The sequence below is a fragment of the Streptomyces sp. NPDC003038 genome (assembly GCF_040611115.1).
In the GTDB taxonomy this organism is placed as follows: Bacteria; Actinomycetota; Actinomycetes; order Streptomycetales; family Streptomycetaceae; genus Streptomyces.
Genome location: NZ_JBEXNN010000066.1, coordinates 1 through 11814, shown reverse-complemented (window position 1 = coordinate 11814; position 11814 = coordinate 1). Strand labels below are relative to the sequence as shown.

General features: G+C 70.2%; 15 protein-coding genes. 6 read left to right on the top strand and 9 right to left on the bottom strand.

Annotated features, from left to right (window positions below; genetic code table 11):
- Positions 1-996 precede the first annotated feature (996 nt).
- Positions 997-1215 carry a hypothetical protein gene (locus ABZX75_RS33395; RefSeq protein ID WP_355417728.1) on the top strand — a complete coding sequence of 73 codons (219 nt, stop codon included), beginning with the start codon at positions 997-999 and terminating at the stop codon, positions 1213-1215.
- Positions 1216-1236: 21 nt separating this feature from the next.
- Here the strand turns inward: ABZX75_RS33395 and ABZX75_RS33390 are convergent, their stop codons facing one another.
- The 7 genes from ABZX75_RS33390 to ABZX75_RS33360 form a co-directional block, all read right to left on the bottom strand.
- Positions 1237-1410: a hypothetical protein gene (locus ABZX75_RS33390; RefSeq protein WP_355417725.1), complete on the bottom strand. Its 174-nt coding sequence runs from the start codon at positions 1408-1410 to the stop codon at positions 1237-1239.
- Positions 1411-2246: 836 nt separating this feature from the next.
- Positions 2247-3272, bottom strand: a complete 1026-nt coding sequence (locus ABZX75_RS33385; RefSeq protein WP_355417722.1) for an ATP-dependent DNA ligase — start codon at positions 3270-3272, stop codon at positions 2247-2249.
- A gap of 358 nt (positions 3273-3630) precedes the next feature.
- The gene (locus ABZX75_RS33380; RefSeq protein ID WP_355417719.1) at positions 3631-3831 is read right to left on the bottom strand and encodes a hypothetical protein; all 201 of its coding nucleotides are present in this window, start codon (positions 3829-3831) and stop codon (positions 3631-3633) included.
- 312 nt (positions 3832-4143) lie between these two features.
- Positions 4144-4374 carry a hypothetical protein gene (locus ABZX75_RS33375; protein ID WP_355417716.1) on the bottom strand — a complete coding sequence of 77 codons (231 nt, stop codon included), beginning with the start codon at positions 4372-4374 and terminating at the stop codon, positions 4144-4146.
- A 498-nt stretch (positions 4375-4872) separates the two neighbouring features.
- Complete coding sequence (locus tag ABZX75_RS33370; RefSeq protein ID WP_355417714.1) at positions 4873-5091, bottom strand: hypothetical protein; 219 nt, start codon at positions 5089-5091, stop codon at positions 4873-4875.
- Positions 5088-6104 (bottom strand): diaminopimelate epimerase, encoded by a 1017-nt coding sequence (gene dapF / locus ABZX75_RS33365; protein ID WP_355417711.1) that lies wholly within the window; start codon positions 6102-6104, stop codon positions 5088-5090. Before dapF ends, ABZX75_RS33370 begins: the two co-directional genes overlap by 4 nt.
- The gene (locus ABZX75_RS33360; RefSeq protein WP_355417708.1) at positions 6101-6349 is read right to left on the bottom strand and encodes a hypothetical protein; all 249 of its coding nucleotides are present in this window, start codon (positions 6347-6349) and stop codon (positions 6101-6103) included. Before ABZX75_RS33360 ends, dapF begins: the two co-directional genes overlap by 4 nt.
- Positions 6350-6495: 146 nt before the next feature.
- Between ABZX75_RS33360 and ABZX75_RS33355 the strand changes: the two genes are divergently transcribed.
- The 3 genes from ABZX75_RS33355 to ABZX75_RS33345 all read left to right on the top strand — a co-directional run bounded on the left by ABZX75_RS33355 (position 6496) and on the right by ABZX75_RS33345 (position 9459).
- A complete protein-coding gene (locus ABZX75_RS33355; RefSeq protein ID WP_355417705.1) occupies positions 6496-7254 on the top strand; it encodes a GntR family transcriptional regulator in 759 nt (252 codons plus the stop codon).
- Positions 7255-7381: 127 nt separating this feature from the next.
- Positions 7382-8287 (top strand): hypothetical protein, encoded by a 906-nt coding sequence (locus ABZX75_RS33350; protein WP_355417702.1) that lies wholly within the window; start codon positions 7382-7384, stop codon positions 8285-8287.
- Between the two features lie 158 nt (positions 8288-8445).
- A complete protein-coding gene (locus tag ABZX75_RS33345) occupies positions 8446-9459 on the top strand; it encodes a fatty acid desaturase (RefSeq protein WP_355417699.1) in 1014 nt (337 codons plus the stop codon).
- Between the two features lie 9 nt (positions 9460-9468).
- Here the strand turns inward: ABZX75_RS33345 and ABZX75_RS33340 are convergent, their stop codons facing one another.
- On the bottom strand, positions 9469-10131 hold the full coding sequence (locus tag ABZX75_RS33340) for an ISAs1 family transposase (protein ID WP_355417696.1): 663 nt from the start codon (positions 10129-10131) through the stop codon (positions 9469-9471).
- A 545-nt stretch (positions 10132-10676) separates the two neighbouring features.
- Here ABZX75_RS33340 and ABZX75_RS33335 point away from each other — a divergent pair.
- Both ABZX75_RS33335 and ABZX75_RS33330 read left to right on the top strand, forming a co-directional pair.
- The gene (locus ABZX75_RS33335) at positions 10677-10862 is read left to right on the top strand and encodes a hypothetical protein (RefSeq protein WP_355417693.1); all 186 of its coding nucleotides are present in this window, start codon (positions 10677-10679) and stop codon (positions 10860-10862) included.
- A gap of 71 nt (positions 10863-10933) precedes the next feature.
- A complete protein-coding gene (locus ABZX75_RS33330; protein ID WP_355417690.1) occupies positions 10934-11263 on the top strand; it encodes a MauE/DoxX family redox-associated membrane protein in 330 nt (109 codons plus the stop codon).
- 6 nt (positions 11264-11269) lie between these two features.
- Here ABZX75_RS33330 and ABZX75_RS33325 read toward each other — a convergent pair.
- Positions 11270-11814 (bottom strand): transposase family protein (locus ABZX75_RS33325; RefSeq protein ID WP_355417687.1); only part of this gene is annotated, 545 nt, incomplete at its 5' end.

Here is an 11814-nt window from a genome sequence, read left to right as displayed (position 1 = left end):
GCGGGTACCAGAGCGCTGCGCGCTCTGGAGCGCAGCCCTTCGCTGCGCTCCGGGCAAGGGCCGGCCCTTCGGGCCGGAGTCCTCCGCTTCGCTCCGGACTGGCCCCGGTTTCGCTTCGCTTCACCGACCCCCGGTCAACCCTTCCGCTGCGCTCCAGGATTGACCGGGGGTCACCTCCCGCGCTGCGCGCGGTTGGTGAAGCCTTCCGCTGCGCTCCAGGCTTCTGGCCTGCTGCGCAGGCCTGGGCGGGCTCGGTCGCTCCGCTCCCCGGCCCGAGGCCCGCTGCGCGGGCGGCTGGCAACAGGGCAGGGGGTGGCGGGGCTTGGGCGGGTCCCTGACTGCGGGGCCGCAGGACTGGGGTCCGCGCACCGCCTGGTGCTCGGGGAGCACAGTCACGGGAGGAGGCATGGGTGATGCACTGTGTAGCATCCCGGACTCTGCCTCACCACCTGATGCAGCATGTACCAATGGCAGAACCACGGGACACCCCTTGGGCGGATCGAGGACCCCGCCCGACCCGCCCGCCCCCTCAACCGGCCCGCCGGGGGGCGCCGGGTGCTTCGACCAGACCCCGAAGCCGTGTCCCTGAACGCCCCTGAACCGCCCCGTATACGGCCCTGAGCAGCACAGACACCACAACCATCGGTCAGGGACGCAACGGGCCGTCAGGCGGGCGGACAAGAATGCCGCACCACGCCGAGATAGAGCGACCGGACCACCCCCACACCACCCCCACACCCCCACCCCACACCCCCGCACACCCCAACACAAGATCAACTGACAGGCCCTCAGGTAAATTTCTGAATTCAACCTGTCGCCACAGTGAATTCATGGGCGCCCCATAATTCCACCTCGAAACAAATCTAGAGACCACCCGATAAAAGCTCTCAGGGAAATAGCCGATTCACCAGACCGGGCCACTCCGGGGCCGCCGGGCTCTCACCCGTCCAGACCGGACAGGGTGACTTCCGGCAGCCCGCGGCCGAGGGTGGGGGCATGCCCCCACCCCCCTTGGTCATCTACCCGCCCGACGAAAACGGCTGGCGGCGGGTCCGCTGGGACGGGCAGTCCATCGGCCTCGCCCACCAGCCCTCCGACGTCGTCGCCTTCCTGCAAGAAGCAGGGATGGAGGACGCCGAGGCTTTCAACCTCACCGGTGAGTCGGTGGAGTGGCGCTGCGGTGGCCCGGAGACCTGGGCCGAGTCACCGCCGTAGCCACGACGGGGGCCGGCCAGGTCAACGGGCACCAATGGTCCCCACGCAGGCGACGACGAGAGCCACGGCCATCCCGGCCGCCGTCACCGGCGCAGCCAGCGCCGGATACCGGTGGACGGCCCACCCGAAGCCGCCCGCCAGGAGCAGCGTCACCAGGACCAGGAGCAGCAGCACGACCAGGGCGAGCGAGGACATGAGGATCTTCCCTTCGTTTGGGCACGCCGGGTCGGCGTGCGGTGGGGCGGAGCGTGGAGCCCCTCCACCCCTTGCGTCTCGGGGTGGCGGCTCGACAGGACGGGCGTCTCGGCCCTTTGCCTGGTTCCGGACTCTGACGGCCGTGGGAGTTAGCCCCGCAACCCCGATCACCCTGAGGCAGCAGAAAGCCCCATTCAATGCTCTGACCTGTGCCTTTGATGGCAGATCGGACTTGAATGGGGCTTCGATCACAGCTATGGGCTAGCCCCGCAACCCCGCGCAGGTAGTGACACAGATCACACTTTGCGGGCGGTAGGGGGTCAGGGGACGCCGAGCTGAAGACGCTCATCTCCGGGGTGGAGCACGGCACGGGCGTGCCGTCGATCGCGTAGGAGGGCTTGCCCACCCCGTCTCCGGCAGGCTTGCCCGACCCCCTGGGAGGCTTGCCCACGGCAGGCTTGCCCGGGTCCTGAGCTGTGAGAAGCCGCAGGTCCCAGGCCCTTGCCCGTGAAGAAGCCGAACGACGGGTGATCCGATCACGCCTGCGGAACTGGCCGACCCTGTGGGAAGAGCCCGCCAGGGGTTGCACCGGCGAGGGGCTGGACGGTTGCTTGCAGGGGTGCATCGGAAGGTGCGCCGGAGGTAGCACCGGGGGTGTGAACCCCCCTTTCACGATCATGGCCATCGTGGCCGGTCAGACCCGGTGGGCAAGCCAGAATCGGGCGCCGACACCTCTACCTGCGATAGCCAGGGAGAGGTCCAGAGCTTGTTCAGGGCCGGGCCGCCCACGAGCAGTTCCGTTCCGAGGCCGTCCCCCTGGCGAACAAGGCCACGCCCTAGCCGGCGGCTGCTGCCGTTCCCTCGCCGAAGCGGGGCACATCCTCGGCAGTGACGTCCAGGCGCAGGCGTGTGTAACGCAGTGGGTGGCGGAAGACCCCGCCCCGGTCCACAGCGGTATCGGCGCTGATCTCCGCGACGAGATCCGGGCGGACCAGGACCGCGTCAAGGACGTCGCGGCTGCCCCACGCGGAGGCGAAGCGCACCCCCGTCCACGGATGGTCCGGGCCGGCCGTAACGAGGTGCCCGGCCAGCTGCCGGGCGGCGTCCGGGCGCAGCGGGACCGTGCGGCCGATGGCCCGGAGGCGGCCTCGGGTGTCGTGGCGGCCGAGGACGAGGAGCTGGGGGCGGGTGAGGGTGCCGGTGATGGCGCCGATGATGGCTTCGGTGGTGTCGCGGCGGCGGAGTTTGTACCAGCCGCGGAAGCCGGGCAGGTAGCGCTGGTTCATCCCCTTCACCACGATTCCCTCCACCCCTGAGACGTCCGTCCAGGACTCCAGCCACTCCCTGGCTTTGGCCGGGTCGGTGGTCATTGGGCAGAGCGTCCACGGGGATGTCAGCTGGTGCTGCTCGAAGAGGTCCTCCAGGATCCGGCGGCGCTCCCCGTACGGGCGGTTCAGGAGTGCGGTGCCGCCCTCCTGGAGGACGTCGAACGCGATGAAGAACGCCGGCAGCGAGGAGGCCAACGCCACGGCACTGCGGCCACGGGCCGCCGCCCGGCGCTGGAGGGCCTCGAAAGACAGCCGGCCCGCCTGCCCGTCCCAGACCACAAGCTCACCGTCCAGGACCAGACCGTCAGGAAGCTGGCCGGCGGCGGCGACAAGGTCGGGGAAACGGTCCTGGACCAGCGAGCCACGCCGCGTCTGCACCAGCACCCGCCCCTCAGGCTCGGCCGGGGTGAACAAGATCGCCCGGTGACCGTCGAACTTCTGCTCGCAGGCGAGACCGCCCGCCAGGACACCAGGGCCGGGAATCGACTCCACTGCCTGCGCGAGCATCGGCTCGACTGGCGGTCGCAACGTCACCCGGACACCTCCCTTACGAGCTCGCGGCAGTATCAGCCGGACCCCAGGCGCGGCCAGGCCCCGCAGGAGCCTTCGGACTCAGCCCTGGGTCAGGAGTGGGGCTGTCTCTGCTGCGTCTCCCGCAGGCGGTCTCTGCATGCCCTACACAAGGGGTTCCCGCCCACCCCGTACCTATGGGTGGTCTGCTGGCATCGTCGGCACGGTCCGGCCTGGTCACGCGACCACGTGACCGGCTCGGGGCGCGGGGTGGGGGTACTCATCAACGGGTCCTCTCGGCGGGCGGCACTGTAGTGAACCGTTTCGCCACCCCGGCATTCCCTCCGCCCCCAGACCCTGCCGGTGTGATCAGCGGCGCCGGCTACGCGGAGTCGATCGCCCCGCCCCGACTACCGGCCAGGACCGGCGGGCCGGAGTCGGATGGCTGCGAGCTGGACCGGCGGGCGACACGGAGCCCGGGCTGCGGCCACGCGTACAGGCGGGCGACCCCCGACGTCGAGCCGTCGAGGTCCACCACCACCTGATAGACGATGCGGCCGTCCGCCCCGTCCTGCCGGGACAAGACAGGCGCGTACCGCCACGCCCCGCATGACCACACGTACAGCGCCGGGCGGTCCCCCGCCGGCCATGTCCATACCCGAGCTCCGGGCCGTCCTCGGGCCGCCACGGCCGGCATGCAGTCGGCTCCGTCAGCTCTGTCGTGCTCATACTCCCGACCGTACGCCGCCCCACGGCGGTGCCGGTCCCGGGGCGTGGCCGCTCAGGTGTCGGCCTTCCGGAGCATTCGGACGTGTATCGCGCGATACGGGTTCGGGTGCTGTGTGGCCCGGCCATCCCTCCCGCAGCCGGGTCACGCAGCCGTCATGCTTCGCGGTCATGTCCGGCGGGAGGCGGTGACCACCCACCCATAGAGGGCGGCGGCGGCGAAGGCGACTTGGGCCGGGTTGCCCCACTCCGGCGCGTACCGCACCACCAGTCCCGCGCCCACGGCCAGCAGGACGCCGAACACCGCCAGCATCTGGTCGCGCTGACGGCGTACCTGGGCAAGCTCCTCCCGCATCTGCCGCTTGGTACGGCCGGACTCCGGGGCGGTTATCTGGCTCATGGTGGTGGTCCTTTCTCTCCTCGGTATCCACGGCGGACACCGGACAGGGGGCGCAGCATGGGGCGCCGCCACCCTTTGTGTCTCGGGGTGGCGGTCAGACAGTGCTGGGGGCGGGGGTTAGGCCCGCTACCCCCGCCGGACGGGGTCTCCTCACGGGCACCCGGCCGTTATGCCGAGGCACGGGACGAGAACGGCTCCCACTCCGCGGGCGTGGGAGCCGGAAAGCGCTGAGCCCCGGAGTGGTCCGGGGCTCAGGTCGAGGGGATCGCAGAAGCGGTCTCACTTGGGTTATGGGGGGACTGTCAGGTCCTAAAAGGGCTCAACTGGGGATAAACACTCTCAATGTCCCTGGACGTTGTGACTCAATAGAGATCTCTTTACAACTGGGAGCGGAGGGGATTCCCCGCGCTCCTACGGCGCTGCGGGTCCGCGGCACAGAGGAAGCCCCTGGGTTTGCCAGGGGCTTCCTGTTCGCTCGGGACCTGGGCCTGCACGGGGTCAGGTGGCGCCGAGGGGTTCGATGTTGTCCACGGCAGTCGCGATTTCCACTCCGCCGACTGTGGGGCGGATGTAGGCGCGGCGTGTGAAGCGGGGGGTGCCGGTGTGGGTGGGGAGTTCTTCGCGGACCACGGCCATCAGCCGGCCCTCGGTGCCGGAGGGGATGTCGCGGACGAGGCGGCCGAGCAGCGGGTGCTCTTCGTGGCCGTCGCCTTTCACCGGTCTCCTACGTCGTCGTGGGCACCGGGCTGGCCGCTCGCAAGGCGGGTGAGGCCGCGGTCTGCCCGGGCCAGCAGCGTGGGGGATGGCACTCCGTAGGCGGGTCGCTGAAGGCCCCGTTCGCCCGCTGCGGGTGCGGTCGGCCACGGGGTGTGGAGGCGGACGGTTCCTTGGGCGGTGAGGTAGGCGGGGCCGGCCAGGGTCATGGTGCCGTCGGCTGCGACGTCGACCAGGAGGCGGCCGCCCGGGGCGTCGACGGTGTAGCGGACCGGTCCCGGGGGCTGGGGTGCTCGGTGGAGTGCGGCCGCGACGGCGGCGCAGGCGCCGGTTCCGCACGAGGGGGTTTCGCCGACGCCGCGTTCGTGGACGCGTAGGACCAGGTGGCGGGAGCCGAGGTCGCGGACGAACTCGACGGTGGTGCCGTGCGGGTACGCCCAGGCCGGGGTGACTTCCGGGGCGGTGGCGAGGGTGCCCGCGTGGTCCAGGTCGTCCACGAAGACCACGGCGTGCGGGTTGCCGACGTCGATGTGGAGGGCGGGCCAGTGCCGGGGGCCGACGGTGACGGTGATTCGCTCGGGGCCGGGCAGGAGTGGGATGCCCATCGTCACGCTGACATCGCCGTGGTGGGAGCCGGGCCCGGCGGGAACGTGGAGGTCGCGGACGCCGGCGCGGGTGGCGAGGCTGAGGGGGCCGCCCTGGTGGCGTCCGGTGGCGGTCAGGTAGCGGGCCAGGACGCGGGCGCCGTTGCCGCACATCGCGCCCAGCGACCCGTCCGCGTTGCGGTAGTCCATGAACCATTCGGCCCGGTCGGCCATGGTGAAGGCCTCCGGGGCGGCGGTGCAGCGGACCAGGCGCAGCAGGCCGTCGGCTCCTATGCCCTTGCGGCGGTCGCACAGGCGGGTGGTGTGGGCGGGGGTGAGGTCGAGCAGGCCGTCGGGGTCGTCCAGGATCAGGAAGTCGTTGCCGGTGCCGTGGCCTTTGGCGAAGGGGATGCCGATCGGGATGGCGTTCATGGGCGGGGTGTCTCTCCCAACTCGATGCGCAGCCAGACGACTCGCGCGCCGGCCGCGGTGGTGGTCATGCCGTAGGAGGTGCCGGTTTCCAGGACCGCAATGAGGTGGTGCCATCGCTGGGCCGGTACGCGGGAGGAGTCGGCTCGGATGGTCAGGACGCCGTTGTGCTCTGCGGTATCGGGTGTCCGGCCGGTGAGTTCGGTGAGGGCGGCTATGACCGCGGTGGCGCTTAAGAGTTCGTCCATGCCCCGCCCCACCCGCCCACCACTGATCACGTAGCGCACTTCTAGTCCACTAGCTTTTAGCTAGTGGACTAGATTGTCAAACGGATCACACATGCGATTGACGGAGCGCTGACCGGCAGTCAGCACGGCGCATGCGAGGGAGACTCATGGCCGACACGACCCACGCCCCCTACCTGCTGGTCGCCGACGCCTTCCGTCGGCTCATCAGCGAGGGCGAATGGACTGTCGGCTCCCGACTCCCCTCCCGCGCCTTCCTGGGAGAGATCCACGGCGTCGGGGAGAACGTGATCCGCCGCGCCCAGGAACTCCTCATCACCGAGGGCCTGCTCGAAGGCCGCCCCGGGGCCGGCACCTACGTTCGCGCCCCCCAGGAACGGCTGCACATGCTGCGCTGCCCGGCCCCCGGGCACCCCAGCGCCCCACTCGCCCCGGCCGGCATCTCCACCTGGGACGCCCAGAGCACCGCCAAAGTCCCGGCCTCCGACGCCATCGCGGGCCGGCTGCGGATCGAGCCGGGTGAGCACTGCGTGCGCACCGCGTACGAGTTCCTCGACGCCAACCAGCGCCCTGTGATGAGCAGCGTCAGCTGGGAGCCGATGGCGATCACCGGCAAGAGCGCGGTGGTCCTGCCCGATGGCGGCCCTTTCGCCGGCCGCAGCGTCGTGGACCGGATGGCGCACCTGGGCATCACCGTGGTCCGCGCAGTGGAGCGGACCCGCCCCGTCCAGACCGACCGCGACCAGGCCCAGCAACTCGGCGTACCCGCCGGGTCTCTCGCGACCGTGATCGAGCGGACCTACTACGACAGCGACGACCGGCCCGTGGAAACCGCGGACCTTGTCATCCCCGCCGACCGGTGGACCATCTGCTATGACATCGCCCTGACCGGCCCGAACGGGACCTGAGCGCCCGGCCCCTACGACCGCGTCCGGCCGCGGCCTCCGGGGAACCGGCCGTTTTCTTGGACCGGGCACGAGTGCTCGGGAATCATGAACCCACGGCCGGACCAGGCCACATGGGGGAGGAACCAAGATGTCCGAGGCACGTCCGAACACGCTCAGCCGGGCCACTCAGGCCCTGGGCTCACCCGCCCTCGGTGCCGCCGTCGGAATCGCCGGGCTGGTGGTCCCCGTCGTCGGCTGGGCTGCCGAACGCGTCAACCTCAAGCTGCTGCTCCTGATCCAGGCCGCGCTCATCCTGGTCCTGGTCGCGGGGCACTACTGGATGCGAAAGACGTACATCCACCTGCGCCGGGCCAATAACCTCAAAGCCATGGATGACGCCCAGTACTACGACCGGGTCCGCTCGCAGCTCGAAGCAGAGCTCATCTCCGACTACGGCGAGATCGCCGACGGCCACCTGCGCGTGTATGCCTCCGAGGTCCCCCGGCTGTCGGCTCTGCTCGTCCGCACCGTCACCGATGCCCAGGCCCAGCCCCAGCGCATCCTGGCCGCGGACCTGACCACCAACCCGACACTCCTCACCGGCCGGCGCGAGTACATCGCCGCCAACCGGCGCTTCACCGAGACCGGCGGCACCATCCACCGGCTGTTCATCGTCTTCGCCGCCGACCTCGCCAAAGAGGACTTCGCCCGCTCCCTCCTGGACCTGATCGGCCAGCACCGCGACCTCGGCGTCACCTGCGGCCTCGCCGTCCGCGACCGCCTGCGCGCCGACCAGGCCGTCGACGTCGTCATCTTCGCCCAGGCCGCCGCCCTGGTAGAAGAAGAGCAGGGAGACGCCGACTACCAGCGCGGCCGGTCCTCCGTCTACTTCAAGGGCGTCGCCCGCTGGACCGACCGCTTCGAGAGCGTCTGGGGCCACGGCGCCGACTCCGCGCCCCGCACCCTCCAGGCCTATGAGGCCGCCGCCCGCCCTCAGCTCGACGCCGGCGCCTGGGATGAGACCCGCATCAGCGCCACCGTCGCCAGCCTGTAGCAGGCGGACCGCGCACACGCCTGAGGGGCGGCCCGCCGGTGGGCCGCCCCTCAGGCGTTCCAGCCGCATGGAACACTGCCCAAATCTAGTCCACTAGATGTACGTTAAGTGATCACAGGTGGGAGGTGCCCACCGTTGTCTCACCCTGGGATCACCGCATGCTGCTCGCCTTATCCCTGATCACGGCCGGGATCGCCCTCCGCCAGGCCGACCGCGTCCACTTCTCTCTCGGCCGTCCGCATGCCGGGGGCGCCGCGCAGCTCATAGCCCTGCAGCGTGCCCGGGCCCACGACTGGACGCCCGTGCTGCTGGTCGCAGGTCAGTGGGTGCAGATCATCGGGTGGTGGATGCTCGCCGCCCAGGGCCTGCCGGGCGCCGTGGCGGCCGCGACCGGTGTCGCGGTCCAGTTCCGGCACCTTCAGGAGATCAGCCATCACGCCATCCATGGCGTACTGGCCCGCTCCCGCAGGGTCAATCACCTGCTGGCGGCACTGGGCGCGCACTACCCGCTCGGATTCGCCCCTGTCGCCGTCCGCCGGCGGCGCCATGTCCGCGACCACCATCCCAACGCCACTCTGGCCGCCGATCCCAACCTTGCGGAACTCGCCGAGGCGGGCCTGCGCCCCGGGGTCGGCGCCCTGCGCTTCGCCGCCGCCGTGGTCCACCCCCTCACCGCCCGGGGCCTCCGGGCCACGCTCACCGCCCTGGCCGCCAACCTGCGCCCGCGGCCGGGCCGGTACGGCGGACCCGCCGCCGTCACCCTGGTCCTGGTCGCCGCGTACGCGGCCGGGGGGTGGGCCGCCGTCCTCGCCGGGGTACTCCTGCCGCGGCTCCTGCTCTACCCCCTGCTCGCCTGGTGGAGCCTGATCGCCGAGCACACCTGGTTCGACCCAGAGCACCGCACCGGCACCGCCGCCGAGATCGAGGCGGGCCGATGCCTGCGCCTCTACCCGCACAACCGCGTTCTGGCCACGCTCGCCGCCACCACCTGGCTCCCCTACGGCGACCTCCACCACTACGCCCACTCCGCCCACCCCGGCCTGCGGTGGAACTACCTGCCCGCCCTGGAGCGACACCTGCCCCGGCCCCACTTCACGCCGGCCGCCCTCATCGCCGGCCCCACTTCGGTGGCCAGACGCCACCACACGGCGCTGACCAGGGCTAATTCATAGTCGGGTTGATCATGCTGCGTTGCAGGTCAGGGGTAGTCCGAGCAGGTCGAGTGGGCGGGCGAAGGGCGTGTAGGAGACCTCGCGGAGTCCCGCTGCGATGTTGTGGTGGCCGGCGTCGCGGAGGGTGTTGATCGCGAGGTTTTGAAGGGTGGCCATGTTCTCCGGTCCGTGTCCGGTCCGGACCTTGGAGGCGTCCTCGGCGAACGTCGTGTCCCTGACGTGGTGGACGGCCTCGATGCCCCACTGAGCTCTGGCGATACGGCCGATGAGCTGGGGGGACGCCTCGCGTGCGGTCATGCTGGTGATGGCGTGGATGGTCTGTCGGGTGATCTTGCCGGTCTTCAGATCGGTGCGGTGTCTGAGAATCTTCACCGCTTGGACGACGTGGGGGAAGTCCAGACCGAGGCCAGTGACGGTGAGCGTGCGGATCGAGCGGGTCTCGCGGCGGCCGTGCCCGCGCTCGCGGTCGTATCGGCGGGCGGTCACCTCCTTCCACGGCAGGGCTCTGACCGCTGCGTGGAGTTTCGGCTGGTTGCCCTTGACCACCATCAGGTAGTGGGCGTTCTTGGCTTGGACCAGCCATTTCGCGTGCTCGCGCTGGGTGTGGAGGGCGTCGGCGGTGACCCTGCGGTGATCTTGAGGTTTCCTGCCGGGAGCCGGGTGCCGCGCCACCGTCGTACCACCGCTGCCCGGTGGAGTTCCGCCGTGCGGTGGGGCTGTGCTTCCGCCTCCCCGTTGTCGCTCCGTGAGGTCGAAAACGAACGGGAAGTGCCAAAGCCCACGGCAGCACTTCACCACTTCCCGGGGGCATCAACCTCAGAGGCACACCCGTGAAGATTTCCCTTTCGCTGCCCCCGCCCTCAACAGCACATCCCGCAGGACCCCTTTGGCTGCAGGACCGCTGTGAGGCTCTCGACAATCGTGTGTTATCGGCGCAAAGCGGAAGCGCGACGATGACTTCTCGAATCCGGGGGGTTCCCCTTTCGAGCCGGTCCTGGTCGAATAGATTAGTCACATCCGGTACGCACGCTGTGACGGGCGACGGCGTCCGCGCCCCACAAGGCGGGATGTGCCCGCCAGCTGCTGCTCCGGACCCGGCACGGTGAGGTCTCCTCGACGGGTACTCCCAACCCGTGACAGGAAACCTGCACACACCGGCCGGGAAGACGGTGCTGTTCCCTATGCGCGGCGCTGCCCGTGCAGAAAGGTGGAATCCCATGGCCAACACCCTGCTCGAACGGTTCGGCCGACTCGCCGACACCATCACCGAGAAGACCATCATCCGCAAAAACGCCCCCACTGCCATCATCTGCATAATAGATACTGACTGTGCAGCCTATTGTGAGGCAACCGAGGGTCGGACGGGGAAGTGCGTGGCCGGCCGTTGTGTTTGCATGGGGTGATTAGGCCGGGGTGGGGTCGGTGATCTGGGGGCGGGGGGTTGTCGGGGTGGTGGTGCGGCGGGGGAGGTGGCGTGGTGATCCCTGGGGTGGTTTATGGGTGGGTGGGGATCCGTGCGGCGCTGGCTGTGGTGTTCGTTGTGGCCGTGGTGTCCAAGGTCCGCCCGGGAGGGTGGGGCCCGTTCCGGACGGCGGTCGGCGCGCTGGTGCCGGCCGCAGGCCGGGGAGCCACACCCCTGGCCGTGCTGGTCGTGGTCGTGGAAGGGGCGGTGGCCGTCCTCCTCGCCTGGCCATGGCCCCCCGCCACGGTGGCGGGCCTGGCATTGGCCGTATGCGCCCTGACCGGTTTCACCACCGCTGTCGTCGCCGGCGTGCGCCGCGGTGACAGCGTGCCCTGCCACTGAGCCTTTTCAGCGGTGAGTCTCCAGAGTGAGGATGGCTCTGGCGATTGACGTGAGGTTGTTCGGGCTGATCCGGGCTTTGCGGAGGATGCGCCAGGTCTTGATCCGGGCGATGGCTCTCTCGACGGGCCATCGGAGGCGTGAGTGCGCCCGGTTGACGGATTTCTGTCCGGCGGTGAGGTCCTTCCCCGGTCGTCGCCGGTGGGGCACTGCTGTCCCGTCGCCGGCTCCTTGGTAGGCCTTGTCGGCCAGGATGGGGATGCCGAGCCGGATGCACGTGGAGATGATCCGGTGCCGCCGGGCCGCCGTGAGATCGTGGGTCCGGCCCGCGAGTGCGGGCGACATCCACACCAGGCTTCCGTTTGGTGCTGTGATGACCTGCAGGTTTACCCCGTGGCGGCGGTGTTTTCCCGAGTAGTCCCCGCGGCTGTCGCCGACCCGGTCGCACTCGACCAGGGTGCCGTCGAGCAGGACGTAACGGGCCCCGGCAACTCGCAAGGCCTCGGTCAGACCCGGCGCCCGGTCTGCCAGGAGTGTGACGACGGCATGTACGT